Here is a 20,703-nt window from a genome sequence, read left to right on the forward strand (position 1 = left end):
TTTCGTATAAAGTCTGTTTTTAGTATAGAAAGTGCGCAAAAAACCAACAATATTCATATCTGACAAATTCTTAACACATTTTTGCAAAATATTACAGCTCTACTATTTAAATACAAAACCCGGAAAATTCTTGAATGAAATAAAATAAGAGACAGGAAATATTATGCACCTTTGAGGAATCACCCACTACATATTTCCTGCCTCTTTTTTTTATTATTCTAAAGCATCTCTAAAATAGCTTCTTTTGACTGTGCGCCTACGGTTCTGGCTGCCACTTCTCCATTCTTGAATACAAACAGCATCGGAATGGAAAATACTTTGTACTGTCTTGCAATCTCTGGGTTCTCATCCACATCAATCTTGCACACTTTGATATCTGTTTTTTCCTCTGCAATCTCTTCTATGATCGGTCCCACCATCTGGCACGGTCCACACCAGGTTGCCCAGAAATCAACCAGTACCGGTTCTTTTGCCTGTAATACTTCCTGTTCAAAAGTATCATTTGTCACATGAATCACTGCCATATCTATCGTCCTTTCTTTTATTCTTCTTAAAGTTAGTTTTTCTGTTTTTCAGTTATTATTATACTATATTTTGAAAATATTTTTGTAACATTTGTTACATATTTTTAACTTTTAATGGCTCTTTCCTTTTCCTCCGCATCATCTTTATGCTTTGCTGATCCGATCAATCGCATCCAGTTCTTCTTTTGTAAATGATATATTTTGCAATGCTGCAATATTATCCAGGATCTGTTCCGGTCTGGATGCTCCGATCAATACGGAACATACGTCTCCATCTTTTAAAATCCACGCAAGCGCCATTTGCGCCAGTGACTGTCCACGAAGCTTTGCGATTTCATTCAACGCTGTTGTTTTCTTTACCAGTTCCGCTGTAATATCGGATTTGTGTAAAAATCGCGGATCTCTCGCTGCGCGGCTGTCTTCTGGAATTCCATGCAAGTATTTATCTGTCAGACACCCCTGCGCCAGTGGACTGAACGCAATAATTCCAACACCGTTTTCCCTGCAACAGTCTTTTACACCATCCTCTTCAATCGTCCGGTCATAAATTGAATAGCGGCGCTGATTTACGATAAACGGACAATGTCTTTCACGCAGCAACTCTACCGCCCGTTTTGTATATTCTTCGTTATAATTTGATACGCCTGCATACAGTGCTTTTCCACTGCGCACAATATCGGTAAGAGCATCCATCGTCTCTTCCAGTGGTGTATTCGGATCCATTCTGTGATGATAAAATACATCTACATAATCCAATCCTAACCGCTTCAGACTCTGATCGAGACTTGCCATCAGATATTTTCTGCTGCCGCCGTCCCCATAAGGACCATCCCACATATCATATCCTGCTTTCGTTGCAATGACCAGCTCGTCCCGGTATGGCATAAAATCGTCTTTTAAAATCCTTCCAAGACTCTTCTCGGCACTTCCATACACCGGGCCATAATTATTTGCCACATCAAACTGTGTAATTCCATTGTCAAATGCGGTTCTGCACATTGCTTTCATATTATCATAGTTATCTTTTGAGCCGAAATTATGCCACAATCCGAGTGACACAGCCGGGAACTTAAGTCCGCTTCTCCCAACACGGTTATATGTCATCTTCTCATAGCGGTCTGCTGCCGCTGTATAAATATCTGCTATATCTGCCATTCTTCTGTCCTTCCTTTCAACTGTCTGATTTGCATATTGTTTTCTCTGATTGTGTAACACTGTTCCTTTTTACTCAATCCAGAATACTCTTCCTTCTTTTCTGTCGGCTGCCTGCGGCAGTTCTCCATCCGCATATCCGACAGCACAGTGGGCAATTCCTTCCCATTCGCCTTCGATTCCTAATTTCTTCAATAACTGCTTGTATTCCGGCATCTCAAATTCTTCTTTTGCACGGTGGATCCAGATGCTTCCAAGTCCCAGTGTATGTGCGGCAAGCATCATATTTCCCATAACAAGGCTTCCATCATAAACACAAGTGGATCTCTCCTTATTTGCTAACACTAGCAAAATCGCCGGTGCACCGTAAAATGGATCAAAGCCTTCATCCCAGCCACCAATCTTGCGGTTGATCTCTGATAACTCATCGCGAAGTTCTTTATTTGTCACAGCGATTGTAATAGTTGCCTGCTGTCCCCTGCCATTTGCTGCATACAGACCTGCTTCAATGATCTGCTCCAGATCCTGCTTTGCCGGCATGTCCGGTTTGAATTTGCGGATACTGCGGCGTTCTTCCATTGCTTTTATTATTTCATTCATATTCATGACCTCCAATCAATCTTTCAAACTACTGTCTATTATATATGCTTTTATTTGATTTGGAATACTTAATGGAAGCAAAGTTTTTTATTACCTAAAAAATAACGGCACTGTATAATGATTCATCACTACACAATGCCGTTATCCTGTTCCGTTAAAATGGACCTGGCGGGAGTTGAACCCGCGTCCGAAAGCCCATCCATCAGAGCATCTCCCATCACAGTCATTATTCTGACATTCCCTCCGCGAATCACCTAATGACAGGTTATCCGTTTTAGTAGCTTCATAAGTTCTTCCATCTCCGCAAAGCTTTGGAAACGAAGTGCTCCGCCTGTTTGAAGCCGGTTACCGGAACAGCGGATGATTCCGGGCCGACTGCCGCCTAATTAGGCTGCGTACGCTAAATTTTCGTCTGCGTTTATATTTAGTTGGAACTTTTAACGTAGTGTCCCGCTACGGATGGCTTCTCCAACTTCCAGACCCCCGTCGAAACCAGTACAAGCCCTTGCGTATAGACTACTGGTGTGCAGACGTCTTTCGTCTGGATATCATTATAGGGAGATGCCGCTGAAAAGTCAAGGGGTGCTCATTAAACTTGTAGTTTAAAATATCATCACTTCCTGCAATCCCCAGCAGTCACCGATTCCTTCAACTTCTACATATACTTCTCCAGGTACTCCCGCACCATCCGAAACTCATCTTCATAAATACAGTTCGGCAGGCTTCCGTCCTGCACACCCTTCAGGCATTCTTCATAGTCCATCCATTTTACCGATTCAACTTCTGACTCCTGTAATTTAAGATCCGCGATATCTACCGGCTTTGTATAGACATACACACTGCTGAATTCTTTATCGCGAAACATCCGACCATGGAACTCTGCTTCGAATGCCGCGTTATGAACACCGACATAATGAAGATCTTCTGCAGTAACAGCAAGACCTAGTTCTTCACCTATTTCGCGGATTGCAGATTCCAAAAGCCCTGCGCCCGCTTCCACATGCCCTGCGGAAGATATATCATAGCAGCCCGGATTGGAATCTTTGCAGGCACTTCGTTTTTGGAGCAACACATCATAATCTCTGCCATGTTCTGTCTCTTTTTCACGGACAATCCACATATGGACCGTTGCATGCGGACTTCCTTCTCTATGCACCACACCGCGCTCTTTTGTTATGCCGGTTTTATTTCCATTTTCATCCAGTACATCGAAAAGCTCCATAGGCTTTCCATTCAATGCTGCTGCAACTAGCTTGTCTCCGCCATCATAGGTCAATTTCAAAGAGAAAAATTCTTTCTGTTCATCCAACAGACGGAAGAAGATCTTATCTCCCTCCCAGATATTCAGATGCCATACTTCTTCGATATCCACCCATTCCAGTTCGCCTTCATCGCATGGAATCGGTTCTCCTTCAAATCCATCTGCAGTAAATAAAGACATATATTCTGTCACACCGCCACCGGATACAAAGGTCACGATTCCGCGGTACTGATAAGATGTCAGCGTATAGCCGGTCTCTTCTTTTACTTCGCGAAGAAGACACTCTTCCGGACTTTCATCCACTTCAAAATGTCCTCCGACTCCGATCCATTTATCTTTATTTACATCATTTTTCTTCACCGTTCTGTGAAGCATCAGATATTTTCCGTCTTTTTCTATATAACATAGTGTACTTAATCCTGTCATTTTCGTCCTCTCCTCTTGAGTGTCCGTTTTATCTTATGGTATGATACCAATGTTCCGTTATTATGATAATGAATTTTCAGGAGAAATGCAATGAATCGAACGATTGAATATAAAATAACAGAAGAGCAAAACGGACTCCGCGTGGAGCAGTTTTTACGCCGCAAAGGTTATTCCGGTCAGAATCTTGCCGAGATCAAGCGTATGCCCAAAAGCGTACTTGTAAACGGAAAACATTATTATATGCGCCAGACATTAAAAACCGGTGATGATCTCGTTATCAAGATCTGCGAAACTGCCTGTTCGGAAAAGATCCCACCGGTTTATCATCCACTTGATATTGTCTATGAAGATGAAGATATCGTTGTTATAAATAAAGCCGCCGGTATGCCGATCCATCCGTCTTTGAATCATTACACCGAATCGATGGCAAATGCGCTTGCATGGTACTATCAGGAACAGGGAAAACCTTTTATTTTCCGTTGCTGCAACCGCTTAGACCGGGATACTTCCGGGCTGACAGTTGTCGCCAAGCATCTGGTGAGCGGAAGCATTTTATCCACTATGGTAAAGGAGCGGCGTATCCACCGGGAATACCTCGCTATTTGCAAAGGTTCTGTCACACCGTCCGAAGGCACGATCAATGCGCCTCTTGGCCGCAAGCCCGGAACAATCATTGAACGGACGGTAGATTTTGAAAATGGAGAAAAAGCGATCACACACTACCATGTCATGGATGAAAAAAACGGGCACAGCCTTGTCTCCCTCCGTCTGGAGACAGGCCGCACCCATCAGATCCGGATCCACATGCGCTACCTTGGTTTTCCACTCATTGGCGATTATCTGTATAATCCCGACATGGAACATATTACAAGACAGGCTCTTCATTCTCACAAATTGTCTTTTACACATCCGATCACCGGTGAGACAATGGAATTTACCGCACCGCTTCCTGATGATATGGCACAGATACTTCAGTAAACTCCTGTGCCATTTATAACTTTATATCTTCTCAATCTTGTCTCGGAGTTTTAACATCCGGGCGTCCAGTTTTGCAATATCCTCTGCATATTTCTTTAATTCTGCTGCCACTTCATCGCTGCCGTCCAGCTGCTTCTTATAAAACAACTGATAATCCAACACAGACCAGTAATCCATCGCAACTGTCCGAAACTGCACTTCTACTTTCTGCTTCTGAGAACCTTTTGCAAAATAAATCGGGATTTCCAACGTAATATGCAGACTCTTATAACCATTCTTTTTCGGTACCTTGATGTAGTCCTTCTCCTTAAGAACTTCTACATCTCCCTGCGCTTTTAATATATTTGCGACTTCATATACTTCATCTTCAAACGGGCAGACCACGCGAACGCCTACAAGATCATTCAATTTCTCCGCTGCCGTCTGGAAATCTGTCTTATAGCCTTTTCGTACCAGTTTTGCGTAAATACTTTCTGCACTCTTCTTCCGGCTGCTGATCTGATTCACAACCGTTCTTCCTTTTTGTTTGGATAATTCTGTATTAATCATCTGTAGTTTCGCTATAAGAATGTCTATCGCACACTGGCATTTAATTTGATATTCTGTTTCAGCCAGGCATTCCGCAATATCATCTATCTTCTGTTGTTCTTTTTCAGACAGGCATTGCAATCTTTTTTCCTGCCTGTCTTTTTTTACACTTTTTTTCTTCTTTTTTGTCATGATTTTACTCCTTTATAAAGCAAAATAGTACCTTATTTTTCCGATTCTATCTATCGATATATTCGTAAATCCAGGAAAATTTTATGTAAAATCAGCACTGCATTGCCTTTCTGATTTCTATTGTCAATAGCTTTGCAGCCACCGGCTTCGCCACATATCCGTTCATTCCCGCATCCTTACACATCTGTTCGCTGTCTGAGGCACTTTGTGCAGTCATTGCCAGAATTGGGACATTTTTTGCATGGTCAGTTTCCAGCTTCCTGATTCTTCTCGCTGCTTCCATACCGTCCATCACCGGCATCATCAGATCCATTAAGATCACATCATAATTACAGTTTTTACTCACCATATCAACTGCTTCCTGTCCGTTCCATGCTTTTTCTACCGTTGCCCCGGCATCTTCCAGATAGAACTGTGCAACTTCCATGTTGATATCATTATCTTCTACCAGTAAAACATGCAATCCTTTAAGTGATTTATCCGTTTTTTCTTTTTCTGATATGTCTGTCTCATATTCGGCAGTATCCAGTTCAAATGGAATCTGTACAATAAATACAGAGCCTTCACCAAGCACACTTTTTACTTTAATACTTCCATGCATCTTATCAATCAGTCCCCGCACGATCGACATTCCAAGGCCTGTTCCTTTGTACTGTGTACGCGCATCTGTATTTTCCTGTGTAAATGGCTTATAAATCTGATTTGCAATAAATTCTTTACTCATACCGATACCGGTATCGACAATCTTAAATTCATACAATGCATGTGTATCATTATATTTCACTTCTTGTACATACGTGTCAATATGTCCGTTTTCTTTATTATATTTGATTGAATTACTCAAAAGATTAATTAAAATCTGACGTAAATGCAGCGGACTTCCAATCAACTTTACATGCCTGAGATCAATTCTGTGCTTTTCATGCGTAATTCCGTTTTCTTTAATCTGGATATCCAGAAGTGCACTTACTTCATCCATCAGTTCTTTCAGATTAAATGGTTCTTTACCAAGTTTCATTTTTCCCGATGAGATTTTATTCACTTCAAGTACATCATTTACCAACGCCTGTAAATGATCTGTAGAAAGTCGAAGCTTTCTTAAGCAATCGTCCAGTTTCTCTTTGTCATCCCAGTTTTTCTGGATAATATCTATCATTCCGGCAATTCCATTAATCGGTGTGCGAATATCATGACTCATACGGTTCATAAATTCTGTTTTGGCTTTGTTCTCTGAATCTGCAGTTTCATAAGCGACCTGCAGACGTTCTCTCTCCTGCTGTTCTTTTGCATGAAACAGCGAAGTATTTTTGAACAGGATCATTCCCTGGATCACTGTACTTCTTTTTCCTGTTTTACTGTCAAATAACGTGTCCAGTGACATAAGAACTGTTTTCTGCATCCAGACATATTTCCCTGTATGATTCCGTTCCTGATATTCTACTGTAACCTGTTTTTCGCCATTCAGATAACGTTCCAGCAGCTTGGAAGACGAATCTACGATCCGATAATTCTCCAGTGTCTCTTCTGCAACATACTGCTGTCGTTCCTGACAATAGAGGTCATAGGAACACGGTGTCTTTGCATCTACCGCAAATTCGTGTCTTCCGGTATGGTAGAAAATACTCTTCAGGCAGTCATTGGTCAGATCTACCGTATAAATTGCCTGTGCGGTTTCCATCAGTGCTTCTACATAATTGCCGTTCTCCAGAATGGACTGTTTCATCTGCTCATAATATCTCGTCAGTTGAAATTTTTCATCTGTACCCATCTTCTCACTGTCGTGAAATTCATCAAATCCAAGGATGAAATGATGCAGTCTTCCATCTGCCGCATCATTTACAAAAAGTGCCGTCATTCTTCCATACCGATATCCCGCTCCCACTTTACGTTGATAAGAAAACTCTGTCTTCTCCATCGCAGGGCCAAGTGACTGTTCCATTGAAGCAATCTCAAGCCATTTCCGCATTTTCTTTCTTGTATCATCTGCTGCAAATTCCCGCAGCACCTGTTCTGCCGCTCCCGTATAACTTCCATCTTCTGCAAGGAAAAATCCTTCTTCGGATCTTAACATACGATAAGTATCCATCCTTGCGTCACAGTACAGACAGTTTGCAAATACATAGTGCTTTTCCCGAATCCTGTCCAACAATTGAAGGCTTTCTTTCCTTTTTCTTTCATTCTCCTGAACCTTGGCATGGTTTTTGTCTACATACATATTCTTATCCGCCTGTTTAAACAGCATGCGCATTGTACATGGCTCATAATCATCTGACAAAGCATATCCTGCCGCATAACTGATCGGCATTTCCGGATGCTGCCGCGAATACAGTTTTACACTTTTTCTCACACCTGCCAGGCACTCCTGCACTTCGGTATGATTTTTCCCTGTCAGCACTGCAAGGAATTCATCTCCACCATCACGGCCTACAAAGGCATCCTCCGGCATGGCTGCGCGAAGCTGTCCGGCAAAAGACCGGATATACGCATCCCCTTTGTCATGTCCGAGATTGTTATTGATCATACGCAAATTATTCAGATCAAACACACAGACTGCGATCTGTGCTCCCGCTTCAAGTTCTTTGTCATTTTCCAGAATCTCTTCGCATTTATTTTTATTCGGAAGTCCGGTTGCCTCATCCAGATAAATCTTTTTCTGTAAAAGACGGTTCTGCGCTGCATAACGCAGCATCTTCAAAATTTCCAGTCCAAGGAGCAGTACCAGACCACATATATCAAGAATTACAATTTTTTCCAATACATCCAGTGTTGATGTTCTTTTATCTGAATATACTTCCGCAAATCCGGTTGCTTCATCACATATTTTGAAAAACTCTTCACTCTTTTCAACAATCTGTGTATGCTCGTATCCTTTCTCCCGGACAATCAGGATTTCTTTTTTTAACTGCTGGAAATAATCGTCCAGTTCTTTCATCTTACTCTGAAACTTCTTATCTTCCAGACGTACAAGTTGTAACTTATCACTTCCGCCCCGAAGACCATCAATATAATCCTGCACATCCTGCAGCATCTGATCCTGCGGTTTTCCGGCATCTTCCAGCTTAATGATCCGCTGTGTTTTTCCTCTGACCAGACCGGCATAATTGACAACACGCCCGGTTCCCTGAATCCTGGATACGAGTGCCATCATTAAAACAAATAATACAATCAGAACGAGCGTTAATATCATCATCCCGATACGCAACAGATATGTTCTTTTCTTCTTTTTATTGCTTATTTCTTTATCCATTTCCATGCTCCAAAATCGTATGTTAGACTACACTCATTTTAGCCGATTTTCTGAGAATAAGCAACAAAAGCTTCTGATGGAATCTTCCGCAAAAAAGGAAAAACAGGCTGATGACAATTGCACATACCAGACCAGTAAGTCCTATTTCCAATTCCGGACGTCCATTCGGGAAAAAGAAGAAGTATATCTATGGCAAGCTCTCTGTCACACATAACCTTCCATATCCGCTCTCCGCATTCGGTCTCTCCTCATACCCCGGCAGTGGTTTTGCTCCCCTTCTCAAATAAGCCTTCACCTTCTCCCCATACAAATATGGATCATTCCCTTTCACAATCCCCCATTCCATCAGAAGTGCTGCTGCTCCTGTCACAAAAGGAGTTGCAAAAGATGTCCCGGTAAACGCTGCATATCCGCCGCCTGTTGTCACCGTCGTCACATCGACTCCCGGTGCGACCAGATCCGGCTTCTCCACAATGCCTCCCCCTCTCCTCAGTGGACCTCTTCCTGAAAAATCAGCATAGGAAAATGTTGTTCCGTTATATGCACCGACAGATATTACCCGTCCTGCCGTAGAAGGAATCGTAAGCGTCGTCGTTGCTTCTGGCTTTAAAAACCCGGTTCCGCGGTTCAGCGCGATGTCTCCCGAAAGCCATAATTCATATAAACCATTCACAACCTTTACAGGCTGTATTATAATTTTCCACACACCACTGCCGACAAAACGGTTTACCGGCAGAAAATCAATATAGATTTCCTGTGCAGTACTGTATGGACTCGGTTTTCCATAATAAATAAGCAGTTCTGTCTGTCCCAGTGTAAATCTTTGTGTTCCAAGTATTTCTGCAATCTGCGTACTTCGAAGACCGGATGGCGCAATTACAGAAATCTCCACAACATCCGTATATTCTTTCCAGATCTGCACATTCAGCGCCGGCTGATTTTCCTGTACCGCAAGTTCAATGACTGTTTCCGTATTTTCCTGCAGCATACCGGATGTATGCCCGGCACTTGCCGCCTCATTTCCGGTTCCGACACAAATAACACTTTTCCACATATTTGACATATCATCAATATAACGTTCCACCAGTGATGTTCCATCATGTGAACCGTAGGTATTTCCAAAACTTAAATTCACAGCTGCCGGCATGCGAAGCTCCAACGCTTTCCGGATAACATAATCCAGTGCCAGCATAAGCTCCGTTGTCCGCGGGAATCCCTCCACATCAGGTGTTCCAAGTTTGACAACCAGCAGTTCACTTTCCGTCGCCACGCCCGCATACCTTCCATTACTGTTTCGTCCATTCCCTGCTGCCACACCAGTCACCGCTGTTCCATGCCCGGAAACATCCCGGCTTCTCACTCTTTCCATCCGCTCTGTCACAGAATTTTCCTGTAAAGCTTCATTGATCTGCTCACTTGTATATTCCACGCCGATTTCATATCCTTTCGGCGCGCTCTCCCCCGGTTCTGGATTTAAAGACTGATCCCACAGAAAACGGATTCTTGTATTTCCATCTGCATCTCTGAAATCCGCATTTGCATAATCAATCCCGGAATCTATGATCCCGATCAGAATTCCCTGTCCAAATAAAGAAAAACGCGTATCCTGTACTTCGTTAATACAAGATACCCGCTTTCCATTCGCTACCTGAAAAAATAATCTTTTCGGCTTTTCCACATATTCAACTTCTGTAATCTCCGTCAGCTCTTCTATTTTTGATTCCGCGATTCTGATGACTGCATATTCATTCTGAAGTTCCGTTACACGTACTGCAATATTTCTTACACGTCCCAGGTCCCCGGAATATTTAACGATCAGGTCCCACTCTCTTTCCAGCCGGTCATACCCAACATCCAGATTCCGTGATCTTTTTCTCTCTTCTTCCGTAGAATCCAGTGCCAGATTTAAAAGATTCTCCAATTTCTGACTGGTCATATAAACACCTTAAATACTTTCTTATTTACTGAAAGTATATTCCGCGTACACGCTTCATTTTCCTGAAATAATACATACTCATGATAAATGCCAGCACTTCTTCCCGTTTTATTTTTCCGGAACTACATTTACAACAATATCTGTTATGAGTAAAAATACCGTAACATGGAGCAGAATGATACAGCGCTTTTTCTGTGACCATTGTGACTTGATTTTTCTCTTAAAATACACCGGCAATAAAGATCTCCAGACCGATCACGATCAGAATAATTCCCCCAAGAATCGTTGCTTTTCCGGCAAATCTTGTTCCGAACCGTTTACCGATCGCAAGTCCTGAAATGCAAAAAAAGAACGTTACGGTAGCAATGACCAGGGAACAGACAAGCGCCATAAAAAAGTCATATTCTGCAATTGTAAATCCAACGGACAGCGCATCAATCGATGTTGCCACTCCCTGTACAAATAAAGCCCATGCGCCTACACCCGGCTTCTCTTCTTCCTCATCATTCCTAAATCCGTCCCACAGCATCTTTCCACCGATATAAAGAAGTAATATTAACGCAATCCATGGGATAAACTTTTCAAACGCCCGGAAATACTGCACGATCGTATGTACACATATCCACCCGGTCATTGGCATCAATGCCTGAAAAAATGCATATACACCTGCTACTCCGCACATTTTTTTCTTCCGCATCTTTGGCTCATTAAGCCCATTCGCCAGCGACACGGAAAACGCATCCATTGTAAGACCAACACCCAGCAACACACTGTTTACAAAAAATAATACATTCCATTCCATCTTTCTTCCTCCGATATTAAATAGCAAAAAAGAACCAGATACAGTTCCAAACTATACCTGGTTTCTATTTTAATTAAATCCAATCAGACGTCTTGCAACGCTGTATGCAAGAGAAGAAATCTTTCTTCCTGATCTTCCCGGAATGTTCATTGTCTGTCCAAGAATTCCATAGCGGATTTTTACAAAGCTACGGAAATCCTTTCTTCGCAGATACTGCCAGAGTTCCTTTTTCTTCGCCAGATTCTCTTTATCTTTGGAACGAATACATAAAATAGAAGAAACTGTCATCATAATTGCAAGATAATTCAACATATAAGATCTTAGTTTCTTACAGCCGATATCCTTTAACTGGTACATATCGATCATTGTCTTTGTAACAAAAATCTGCTGATCCAGACGTTTGATCATTACTTTCTCATTGACTGACTGATCGTCTCTTCCAATAAAGTAACGGTAGAAATCCACATCCAGATAATATATTTTACGCACATGCGGAAGTGGATAATACACATAAATATTATCTACATAGAATGTATGCTTCGGAAGATGTAACTGAATCAGCTTCAGCATATCTGTACGATAGATAACCGAATGCATTAGGATATACTGATCCAGATGGAAATGCCCGATATCCTCCCAGTGGAAGATCTCATCCTGTGGCAGTACATTTCTGTAATGAATCACTTTCTTATGCGTTGCTCCAACCTTCTCGTAAACATAGTTGGAAATAAGCATATCAATCTCTTCACCGTCTTCTTCCAGATTTCTTAAAAGTGCAAGAATCTTATGCAGTGCTTCTTCATCTACCCAGTCATCGCTGTCTACTACTTTAAAATACTTTCCGGTTGCGTGACTTAAACCTGCATTCACCGCGTCTCCGTGTCCGCCATTCTCTTTGTCTACCACCTTTACAATATCCGGATACTTTTCCATATATTCATGTGCGATCTCAGATGTTCTGTCCTTAGATCCGTCATTAACAATAATAATCTCTACTTCTTCTTTCCCCGGCAAAATGCTCTCAATTGCTTTTGCCATATATTCCTGTGAATTATAACTTGGAATTGCAAATGAAATATACTTCATTGTATTCTCCTTTCTTTCGTTTCCCGAATCAGTATACCTTATTTTTCCCAATTTTCCAATAAAGAACAGTTAAATTTATTCTTAAGATTCTCTTTGGGATTGTAAATATTTTTATTTTCCGTTATAGTGAACCTGTAGTATGCATTATTGTCATACAGGGTTTTTTGTTCAAACCGAAATAAAATATTTTAATATGGAGGATTAAATATGAAAAATATAATCGTTGGACAGTCCGGCGGACCAACCGCCGTTATCAACGGAAGTCTCTACGGAGTTGTCACCGAAGGACTTGCACATCCGGACAAGATCAGTCACGTCTATGGCATGATAAATGGAATCGAAGGTTTCTTAAACGACCGCATCATGGATATGAATGCACTTGCCGAAAACAGAGAACTTGAATTTGTAAGGACAACACCCGGAGCTTATCTTGGCTCCTGCCGCTACAAACTGCCGGAGGATTTAACTGATCCTGTTTATCCGGAACTGTTCCGCAGATTCGAAGAAAAAAACATCGGATATTTCTTCTACATTGGCGGAAATGATTCGATGGATACCGTAAGCAAGCTTTCCCGCTATGCTGCCGGAACAAACAGCAAGATCCGTTTTATCGGTGTTCCGAAGACAATTGATAACGATCTCGTAGAAACTGACCACACTCCCGGATATGGAAGTGCCGCTAAATACGTTGCTTCTGTTGTCCGCGAAGTTACAGCAGATGCTTCTGTTTACGACAATAAACAGTCTGTTACCATCGTAGAAATCATGGGACGTCATGCCGGATGGCTGACCGCTGCCAGCGTTCTCGCCCGCAAATTTAAAGGCGATAACCCGGTTCTCATTTATCTGCCGGAAGTTGCTTTTGATCCGGATGCTTTCATTGCAAAAGTAAAAGAAGCTTTAAAAACAACACCGAACCTTGTTGTTTGCATTTCAGAAGGAATTAACGATGGAAAAGGTACTTTTATCTGTGAATATGCAAGCGATGTCGGAGTAGATACCTTTGGACACAAGATGCTCACCGGTTCCGGTAAATACCTAGAAAATCTTGTCAAAGAAAAAGTCGGTGTAAAAGTCCGTTCCATCGAACTGAATGTCTGCCAACGCTGTTCCAGCTCCATGCTTTCTGCTGCCGATCTTACAGAAGCAATCGGTGCAGGTACTTACGGCGTTCAGGCTGCACTTGCCGGCAAAACCGGTAAGATGATTACTTTCATTCGCCGTCAGGATCATCCTTATGAGTTATCATACGGCACTGCCGATGTAAATCATATCTGTAATAAAGAAAAAGCAGTTCCAACCGAATGGATCACCGGTGACGGATCAGATATCAGTTCTGCATTTATTACTTATGCACGCCCGCTGATCCAGGGAGATGTAACGGTTCCAACCAAAGATGGGCTCCCTGTTTTTGCTTATCGCAAATAGCTCTGGAACGTTCATATTTTGTTCACTTTTCTTTAAAAATTCTTTCACTGATACAACACGTTTTCTTCACAGGTGTTGCATATAATGTAAACATACAAAGAAAAGACAACAACTAAACTTTTGAATAAACTTTTTCATAATACATGCCGGGTATCGCAAAAGCGATCACCCGGCATCCTCCCTTTTTAAAGAACTTTTTTACTCTGCCACCGGCAGCTTTTTTATTTATAAGTCAGGATCCTCGTAGCTATAACATAAAAGCCGCATAACCGCGCTTTAACAAGCGCAGCTATACGGCTTTCTAAAATCCCCTCTTGTATCTTATTACTAACATACAAAAAAGCGGGTGATGGGAATCGAACCCACGTATCCAGCTTGGAAGGCTGGTGTTCTACCATTGAACTACACCCGCATTATCCGCATCACTCTCCGTGACACGAATAATATTATATTATGCGAATTTTAAAATGTCAACACTTTTTTACAAATGTTTCTATAAATGTTTCTCTAAATATTCTTTCCGTATCTCATCCGGTACAAGTCTGCCACCGGTTGCCCACACGATCTGTGTCGCATTTTTAAGTATTTTCTCCGTTAAAGCATGCTTCTTACAATATGCCTTTGTCTCCTCTTCTTCAAGCAAACGGACAGGTCCGATAAAAGTTGCACAGCTGGATGGCTCAATCTGCTCCTCTTCTGTCTTGTAGAGAAGTCTTAGAAAATCATACAGTTTGCTGTCATTGACTGTGAATCCCCCCGATAGCAAGTTCGTCATAATTCTTGTCACAAAGCTGGACGGACTGGCACATGCAAGACCATCCGCCTCTGTTTTGCCTGTCATTCCATAATCCCGCACATTGGCATGCTCAAATTTCTGCGTTGCAATTCCAAGCATTACAGACGGACATTCTACCGGCTCTACAAAGAAACAATGTACCAGATCTCCATAGAGACGTTTCAGCCCGTAAGACACACCACCCGGAGCGCCGCCAACACCTGCCGGTATATATACAATCAGCGGATGTTCTTCATCTACAACAACTCCCTGCTCTTCAAACTGTTTCTTAAGCCGCCCTGCTGCCACTGCATATCCCAGAAACAGATTCACCGATTTCTCATCATCTACAAAATAACTCTTTGGATCAGCATCTGAATTTTTCCGGCCTTCCTCAACTGCTCTGGAATAATCCTGCTCATATTCAATAACTTCCACTCCTTTGCTGCGAAGGAGGTCCTTCTTCCATTGTTTTGCGTCAGCCGACATATGCACGATCACATGAAAGCCAAGCGCCGCACTCATAATTCCAATAGACATGCCAAGGTTACCGGTAGAGCCGACCTGAACCGTGTATCCGGACAGAAACTCCTTCATCTTCTCATCTGCGAAGACTTCATAAGAATCCTGTTCTTTCAACATTCCGTTTTTCAGTGCCAGATCTTCTGCATGTTTTAATACTTCATAAATACCGCCTCTTGCTTTCACAGAGCCAGCGATTGCGAGATGGCTGTCTTTTTTCAGGAACAGTCTTCCCGGTATCTCACATGTATATTCCTTCTTTAAGCCTTCCTGCATCTTGTCGATCTCAACTAACGGAGATTCGATCAGTCCTCCCGTTTCCCTTGTTTCCGGGAATTCTTTCATAATAAATGGTGCAAATCTCTCCAGACGTTTTTTCGCATCTTCGATGTCTGCGTCCGATACTACCAGTTCGCAGACACCATTCACAAAATCAAATGGTAAATATGCCGGATTGCTCCACCCGACTTCCTGCTTGTCACGCATCTGTTCGATCATCTGTGCATTGCGCTCTTCCAATATATTCTTATATGTTCCGTTCGCCATTGTCTGTCTCCTTTCCAGTCATTTTCCTGTCACTCTTCTATCCTATGAAAACATTATAGACATTTCCAGGCACGGAGACAATCTTTTTCACAATTTCTTTTTCCGAACTACTTCAGTTCCCATTTCCGAAATCTTTTTTTCCCAATAAAATACGGCAGTAAAATCAGAATACCACATCCGAAAAGGCAGCAAAATTCACTTCCCGCAAACGAAAGCGTAAGATCATTTTCCATGAACCAGGCACCGCAGGTAATCCACAGTATTCCCGGATTACATATGGCAAGTACGATATCCAGAAATGTTGTCGTATGAACCAGAGCAGCCTGCACCGAACCCATCAGCAGTACACTTAAAACCAAAAATACAAGATAACTGTTTTTCAGGCAATACCATCCCGCACCTGCCAGTACACCCGCCAGAAGTGCAATTGCCAGGAACATTACAAGCGTCAGAAGCAGATAAGAACGCAGATTCACATTCCAGAATGTCACAAATGGATTAAGCATTCCAGACCTTGGTTCTGCCATCATGCTTGCAGAGACCGGCACCTTCCACAGCCCCTTAAGCGGCAGTTTTGCTAAAAACCATCCATAGCTTGCAAGCAATAACAAAGCACTGTATATCAGCCCGCTAAGAATACCACCGATCATTTTTAAATGCAATGTATCTTTTCCACATCTTGTTACGAATACCTGATCTTCTGTTTTCTGCACCCGTTCGTAATCCATCAGATACAACACCGAAAGAAAGACAAGTACTACAATTTCAAGTAGCAGTTTCTTTCCAAGTTTTCCAAATAATGTGCCATGTACAAAATAAACAATTCCCGGATAAAAATCCGCCTGGTCTGCGCCGCTTGCTTTAATTTCATCAGCTCTCTTCTGCAGTTTTTTATAATTATTCTCAATGAACTTCTGATATTTTCCAGTCGGTTCGTAACGGCTCATCTTTTCTTTCATTTTCATAATTTTAAGCATATCCAGATTATCATACAGCTTCCCGTAAACTTTCTTATATTCATTATAGACTTCTACGTCACTGTTTTTTTTTCCCCGTTCCTTCGCCTGTAATACACGATGCATTCGCTGCACCGATTTCTGGTCGTCCTGCGAGCCATATGCATTCTGCACGACAACTATATTTATAAGAAGGAAAGTAAGAAATACAAGCAGGATAAGCGGATTACGGAATATTTTCTGACATTCCAGAAATATGATCCGGAAGGTCAGTCTGGTGTTTTTTTGACCTATCTTATCTCTGTTTATCATAAGATATCCCTCTTTTCATCCCATCTGAGCCTGAAGTATACGACTAACACTGCAAGCACGGCACACCCTATCAGAGCATATAACTCCCACATTTTCATGGAAAACATGTTGAACGAACTGCACAAACCTTCAAATATAACAGAACCTGCCGCGCCTGTTATTACACAGCCGGGGATAGACAATACCACTCCGGTAATATACCCCTGTGCAAGTCTTGCAAGTCCATAAATTAATGCCATTGCTGCGATGCAGAACAATAATACAAGGATCTCATATATTCCCATATACTGTCCGAATGAGATACCTTTAATCCAGCATTCTATACCTCTTGTCTCCCATGCCGGACACTGCCAGAAGATTCCCATGCCTTTTGCATACCACACAATCGTATATGCCAGAAGCTGCAGCACTCCAATGATCAGACAACAGATGAATCCGCCAAGATACTGGATCGGATAAATCTCCCTTCCCGTTTTTGTTGTGCTATAGAGCGGCATCACACCGCGAATCCGTTCCCTCACATGATAAGCTACCAGAAGAACGGCATAACAGATCAATATCATTACCGGCATTTTGCTCATATCCGTCTGCAAAATATAAAATGCGCCACTTCTTAACAGATTGACCTCCGGGCGGTCAGTTAAGGCAAAATCATCCAGCAGACTATTCGCATACTGGATCTGGAACATGATCTTTTCTCCTTCTGTCTCGAATGACGTGAAATCCATGATTGCTTCCTTTTCTTTCTGTTCTTTTTCTGACATCTGTTCATCCGTATAATCCGCAAGTCGGCCACGCTCTTTCATCATCGTATCAAAATCAGAAATTCCTGCCTTTACCAGGGCGGAATCTTCCCGGATCAGCTCTGTTGACTGTTTTTTCAAATCTTCAACTTCTTTTTCAATCTTTCCTTTCTCTGTGACCGGAAGTGTCGATCCATATTTACGGATCAGTTTAGCGGCATAGGGCATGTCATACGGCGAATCTGTACACTGACCACCTGCCGGATACAGATTCAGTTCAAAAAACATGTTATAAAATAACACGGTAAATAACGCAAGTAATAACAACAAACGGACAGACAACATCTTTTTACATTCCTGTATTAAAATTCTCACAGTATCACCTCCGTCTTCTCATCGCCATAACTTACGAGGAATACATCCTCCAGATTAGCGGCACATAAGACCGGTTTCCATTCTTCCTTAAGCTTTCCTGCCCTGGCAAACGAGCCGTCCGGATCATAATAGCGGACTTTCAGATAGCCATGCTCCTGTCTTGCTCCCAGCACCAGATACTGCTTTTCAAATAATGGAAATTCCTTCTCCGGAACTGCACATTCAAATATCTCGCCGTCCAGCTCGCTGCAGATATTTGCTACAGTGTCTTTCCGGTACAGCTTTTTATCCTTGATCATGATCACCTGATTGGCAATCGATTCAATATCCGACACAATATGTGTAGACAGAATCACAATCCGATCCCTTGACAGAGACGAAATCAGATTACGGAATCTTGCCCGTTCTTTCGGATCAAGCCCGGCAGTCGGCTCATCCAGAATAAGAATCTTCGGATCATTTAACAATGCCTGTGCGATTCCGACACGTTGGATCATTCCACCGGAGAATTTTTTCATTTTCTTATCTGCGCTTTCACTAAGCCCGACCAGCTCCAGAAGCGCCTTTATTTTCTCTTTTAATCCTTCTTTCGGCACAGCTTTTAATGCTGCCAGATAATTTAAATACTGCACAGGTGACTGATTTTTGTAATAACCGAACTGCTGTGGCAGATAACCGATTAGATCCCGGTAATTTTCTCCCATTTTCTGGATTTCTATTCCATCATATGTGATTGTACCTTCCGTTGGGTATAAGAGTGTAACGATCATCTTGATAAGTGTTGTCTTTCCGGCTCCGTTCGGTGCAAGCATTCCGTAGAGACCATCCTCCAGTTCGAGAGAAATATCGCGGACTGCACAGAATTTTCCATAATTTTTACTGATATGCGACAACTGTAACATTTTCTTTCTCCACCTTTCCTGTTAAGACCACAAAACATATAAAGAAGCCTGCTGCCACTGCAAAATGAATTGCCAGCGGAAGCTCTGTCAGCAGAATTTTGATCCATGCATATCTGCTCCACGCACTGAATACAGCTAAGATTCCCCACAGCACAAGCAAGACTCCAATTCCATAGCTCGATGAAAAGCAATGGTACAGATACAATGCAAAGACTGCAAAGAGGCACATGCTACTGACTCCGAGTGCGCTTAATTTCCAAAATATAGTATCTGCCTGTCCGCCAAGCACCAGAAGTGTTCCTAAATTAATCAAAGCACTGACAAGACTTGCATAGAACATCCTGAGTCCGACAATGTAATGCATGGAATAATGCATGGAATTTATAAGTTCTGTCACTGCTTCCTGCTCATCTACCCAGCAGGACAGAAACGAAAAGCCCAGATACATTGCCGGGAATGCAAATAGCACAACCGCCATCTGTGTCTGCCTTGCATCTCTTGTTCCAATACTTAGAACCAGGACACCTATATAAAGTAAAATCATCACTACCCAGATCAGAGTGCATCGATAAAAAATAATCCCCAGTCCAGGTCCATAATATATTTTCTTTAACCGCTCAAACAGACTGTCCTTCTCCGGAAGCGCGCTTTGCAAAATTCTGTTTTTCTGCTGTTCCATTTCTGCCATATCCGGATATTCAACCTGTATCCGGCAGTTTTCTTCCAGCCATTCATTCCATTTCTGATCTTCCGCTCTTTGTTTATCATTCATTATCCGCTACCTCCTTCCGAATCTGTGCAAGCATTTTATAATATCGTGTTTTCACTGTTCCTTCTGACAACTTCAGTTCTTCTGCGATCTCTGCAAACGTCTGCTCTTCAAAGCAGTGCTTCTGGAAGATCTGTATCCACGGTTCATCGTAACGGACAATAACTGCCATCACTTCTCTTATCGTTTCCTGCCGGAGCACCTGTGAACTGATATCCGGACTTACTCCGGTATGTTCATATTCCTGCCCATAGGGCCCTTCCAGCTGACTCTTCCTGTATGCAAGACTTCTGTAATAATCGGTAATCTTATTTGATGCGATCCGGTAAATCCATGTACGGAAAGAGCCTTTCTTTTCATCAAAAGCCCGTATTCCTTTCAGTACAAGAATAAAGATTTCCTGGGTCAGATCCATGGCAAGTTCCTTGCAAGCAACCTGACGATAGGTATAGGCATAGATTTCTCGGTAATATCTTTCAATCAGAAGTCCTGCTGCTTCTTTGTTCTGTTGTTTCTTTATTTTACGGATCAAATGGTTGTCCGACTGCATGCAATATCACTTCCTTCTTATCCGTTCACTTATAGATACGAAATCTCCGCTAAAATAGTTTGAAATTTTTATAATTATTTTTTGAAAATCATC

The 20,703-nt window shown here is 42.1% G+C and carries 17 protein-coding genes, 1 tRNA gene and 1 other RNA gene; 2 read left to right on the forward strand and 17 right to left on the reverse strand.

The window, feature by feature from the left end:
• Positions 1-218: 218 nt before the first annotated feature.
• The 5 genes from trxA to DWY31_RS02895 form a co-directional block, all read right to left on the reverse strand.
• A complete protein-coding gene (gene trxA, locus DWY31_RS02875) occupies positions 219-524 on the reverse strand; it encodes a thioredoxin (RefSeq protein ID WP_117536793.1) in 306 nt (101 codons plus the stop codon).
• 144 nt (positions 525-668) lie between these two features.
• Entirely contained in the window at positions 669-1,679 is a 1,011-nt protein-coding gene (locus DWY31_RS02880; protein WP_186855820.1) for an aldo/keto reductase, read from the reverse strand.
• Between the two features lie 69 nt (positions 1,680-1,748).
• Positions 1,749-2,276 (reverse strand): nitroreductase, encoded by a 528-nt coding sequence (locus DWY31_RS02885; RefSeq protein WP_117536794.1) that lies wholly within the window; start codon positions 2,274-2,276, stop codon positions 1,749-1,751.
• 157 nt (positions 2,277-2,433) lie between these two features.
• Positions 2,434-2,781: a transfer-messenger RNA gene (gene ssrA, locus DWY31_RS02890) on the reverse strand.
• A 150-nt stretch (positions 2,782-2,931) separates the two neighbouring features.
• Entirely contained in the window at positions 2,932-3,963 is a 1,032-nt protein-coding gene (locus DWY31_RS02895) for an NUDIX domain-containing protein (protein WP_118519472.1), read from the reverse strand.
• A gap of 90 nt (positions 3,964-4,053) precedes the next feature.
• Here DWY31_RS02895 and DWY31_RS02900 point away from each other — a divergent pair, with 90 nt between their 5' ends.
• The gene (locus DWY31_RS02900) at positions 4,054-4,941 is read left to right on the forward strand and encodes an RluA family pseudouridine synthase (protein ID WP_118519473.1); all 888 of its coding nucleotides are present in this window, start codon (positions 4,054-4,056) and stop codon (positions 4,939-4,941) included.
• 21 nt (positions 4,942-4,962) lie between these two features.
• On the opposite strand, the gene DWY31_RS02905 is transcribed toward DWY31_RS02900, so the two are convergent.
• The 5 genes from DWY31_RS02905 to DWY31_RS02925 all read right to left on the reverse strand — a co-directional run bounded on the left by DWY31_RS02905 (position 4,963) and on the right by DWY31_RS02925 (position 12,732).
• On the reverse strand, positions 4,963-5,661 hold the full coding sequence (locus tag DWY31_RS02905) for a GTP pyrophosphokinase (RefSeq protein WP_021860891.1): 699 nt from the start codon (positions 5,659-5,661) through the stop codon (positions 4,963-4,965).
• Between the two features lie 91 nt (positions 5,662-5,752).
• Positions 5,753-8,908: a response regulator gene (locus DWY31_RS02910; protein WP_243060371.1), complete on the reverse strand. Its 3,156-nt coding sequence runs from the start codon at positions 8,906-8,908 to the stop codon at positions 5,753-5,755.
• Between the two features lie 187 nt (positions 8,909-9,095).
• The gene (locus tag DWY31_RS02915; protein ID WP_118519475.1) at positions 9,096-10,844 is read right to left on the reverse strand and encodes a S8 family peptidase; all 1,749 of its coding nucleotides are present in this window, start codon (positions 10,842-10,844) and stop codon (positions 9,096-9,098) included.
• Between the two features lie 220 nt (positions 10,845-11,064).
• Positions 11,065-11,646 (reverse strand): manganese efflux pump MntP, encoded by a 582-nt coding sequence (locus tag DWY31_RS02920; RefSeq protein ID WP_118519476.1) that lies wholly within the window; start codon positions 11,644-11,646, stop codon positions 11,065-11,067.
• 69 nt (positions 11,647-11,715) lie between these two features.
• Positions 11,716-12,732: a glycosyltransferase family 2 protein gene (locus DWY31_RS02925; RefSeq protein ID WP_117536801.1), complete on the reverse strand. Its 1,017-nt coding sequence runs from the start codon at positions 12,730-12,732 to the stop codon at positions 11,716-11,718.
• Positions 12,733-12,939: 207 nt separating this feature from the next.
• On the opposite strand from DWY31_RS02925, the gene DWY31_RS02930 reads away from it, so the two are divergent.
• On the forward strand, positions 12,940-14,160 hold the full coding sequence (locus tag DWY31_RS02930; RefSeq protein ID WP_117536802.1) for a 6-phosphofructokinase: 1,221 nt from the start codon (positions 12,940-12,942) through the stop codon (positions 14,158-14,160).
• A gap of 341 nt (positions 14,161-14,501) precedes the next feature.
• Here the strand turns inward: DWY31_RS02930 and DWY31_RS02935 are convergent.
• From DWY31_RS02935 to DWY31_RS02965, 7 genes are all read right to left on the reverse strand, one after another.
• A tRNA-Gly gene (locus DWY31_RS02935) sits at positions 14,502-14,572 on the reverse strand.
• An 81-nt stretch (positions 14,573-14,653) separates the two neighbouring features.
• The gene (locus DWY31_RS02940; RefSeq protein WP_118519477.1) at positions 14,654-16,003 is read right to left on the reverse strand and encodes a D-serine ammonia-lyase; all 1,350 of its coding nucleotides are present in this window, start codon (positions 16,001-16,003) and stop codon (positions 14,654-14,656) included.
• Positions 16,004-16,110: 107 nt separating this feature from the next.
• Positions 16,111-17,271: a hypothetical protein gene (locus DWY31_RS02945; RefSeq protein WP_118519478.1), complete on the reverse strand. Its 1,161-nt coding sequence runs from the start codon at positions 17,269-17,271 to the stop codon at positions 16,111-16,113.
• A complete protein-coding gene (locus DWY31_RS02950; protein WP_118519479.1) occupies positions 17,268-18,389 on the reverse strand; it encodes a hypothetical protein in 1,122 nt (373 codons plus the stop codon). Before DWY31_RS02950 ends, DWY31_RS02945 begins: the two co-directional genes overlap by 4 nt.
• Complete coding sequence (locus DWY31_RS02955) at positions 18,386-19,291, reverse strand: ABC transporter ATP-binding protein (RefSeq protein ID WP_118519480.1); 906 nt, start codon at positions 19,289-19,291, stop codon at positions 18,386-18,388. The genes DWY31_RS02950 and DWY31_RS02955 overlap by 4 nt, the downstream gene beginning before the upstream one ends.
• Complete coding sequence (locus tag DWY31_RS02960; protein ID WP_118519481.1) at positions 19,266-20,063, reverse strand: hypothetical protein; 798 nt, start codon at positions 20,061-20,063, stop codon at positions 19,266-19,268. The genes DWY31_RS02955 and DWY31_RS02960 overlap by 26 nt, the downstream gene beginning before the upstream one ends.
• The gene (locus tag DWY31_RS02965; protein ID WP_118519482.1) at positions 20,056-20,610 is read right to left on the reverse strand and encodes an RNA polymerase sigma factor; all 555 of its coding nucleotides are present in this window, start codon (positions 20,608-20,610) and stop codon (positions 20,056-20,058) included. The genes DWY31_RS02960 and DWY31_RS02965 overlap by 8 nt, the downstream gene beginning before the upstream one ends.
• Positions 20,611-20,703 lie beyond the last annotated feature (93 nt).

It is taken from the genome of Dorea sp. AF24-7LB (assembly GCF_003478575.1).
GTDB classification, from domain to species: Bacteria; Bacillota; Clostridia; order Lachnospirales; family Lachnospiraceae; genus Dorea_D; species Dorea_D hominis.

Coding starts and splice junctions, on each gene's coding strand:
- trxA (WP_117536793.1), bottom strand. CDS start 524: ATGGCAGTGATTCATGTGACAAATGATACTTTTGAACAGGAAGTATTA.
- DWY31_RS02880 (WP_186855820.1), bottom strand. CDS start 1,679: ATGGCAGATATAGCAGATATTTATACAGCGGCAGCAGACCGCTATGAG.
- DWY31_RS02885 (WP_117536794.1), bottom strand. CDS start 2,276: ATGAATGAAATAATAAAAGCAATGGAAGAACGCCGCAGTATCCGCAAA.
- DWY31_RS02895 (WP_118519472.1), bottom strand. CDS start 3,963: ATGACAGGATTAAGTACACTATGTTATATAGAAAAAGACGGAAAATAT.
- DWY31_RS02900 (WP_118519473.1), top strand. CDS start 4,054: ATGAATCGAACGATTGAATATAAAATAACAGAAGAGCAAAACGGACTC.
- DWY31_RS02905 (WP_021860891.1), bottom strand. CDS start 5,661: ATGACAAAAAAGAAGAAAAAAAGTGTAAAAAAAGACAGGCAGGAAAAA.
- DWY31_RS02910 (WP_243060371.1), bottom strand. CDS start 8,908: ATGGATAAAGAAATAAGCAATAAAAAGAAGAAAAGAACATATCTGTTG.
- DWY31_RS02915 (WP_118519475.1), bottom strand. CDS start 10,844: ATGACCAGTCAGAAATTGGAGAATCTTTTAAATCTGGCACTGGATTCT.
- DWY31_RS02920 (WP_118519476.1), bottom strand. CDS start 11,646: ATGGAATGGAATGTATTATTTTTTGTAAACAGTGTGTTGCTGGGTGTT.
- DWY31_RS02925 (WP_117536801.1), bottom strand. CDS start 12,732: ATGAAGTATATTTCATTTGCAATTCCAAGTTATAATTCACAGGAATAT.
- DWY31_RS02930 (WP_117536802.1), top strand. CDS start 12,940: ATGAAAAATATAATCGTTGGACAGTCCGGCGGACCAACCGCCGTTATC.
- DWY31_RS02940 (WP_118519477.1), bottom strand. CDS start 16,003: ATGGCGAACGGAACATATAAGAATATATTGGAAGAGCGCAATGCACAG.
- DWY31_RS02945 (WP_118519478.1), bottom strand. CDS start 17,271: ATGATAAACAGAGATAAGATAGGTCAAAAAAACACCAGACTGACCTTC.
- DWY31_RS02955 (WP_118519480.1), bottom strand. CDS start 19,291: ATGTTACAGTTGTCGCATATCAGTAAAAATTATGGAAAATTCTGTGCA.
- DWY31_RS02960 (WP_118519481.1), bottom strand. CDS start 20,063: ATGAATGATAAACAAAGAGCGGAAGATCAGAAATGGAATGAATGGCTG.
- DWY31_RS02965 (WP_118519482.1), bottom strand. CDS start 20,610: ATGCAGTCGGACAACCATTTGATCCGTAAAATAAAGAAACAACAGAAC.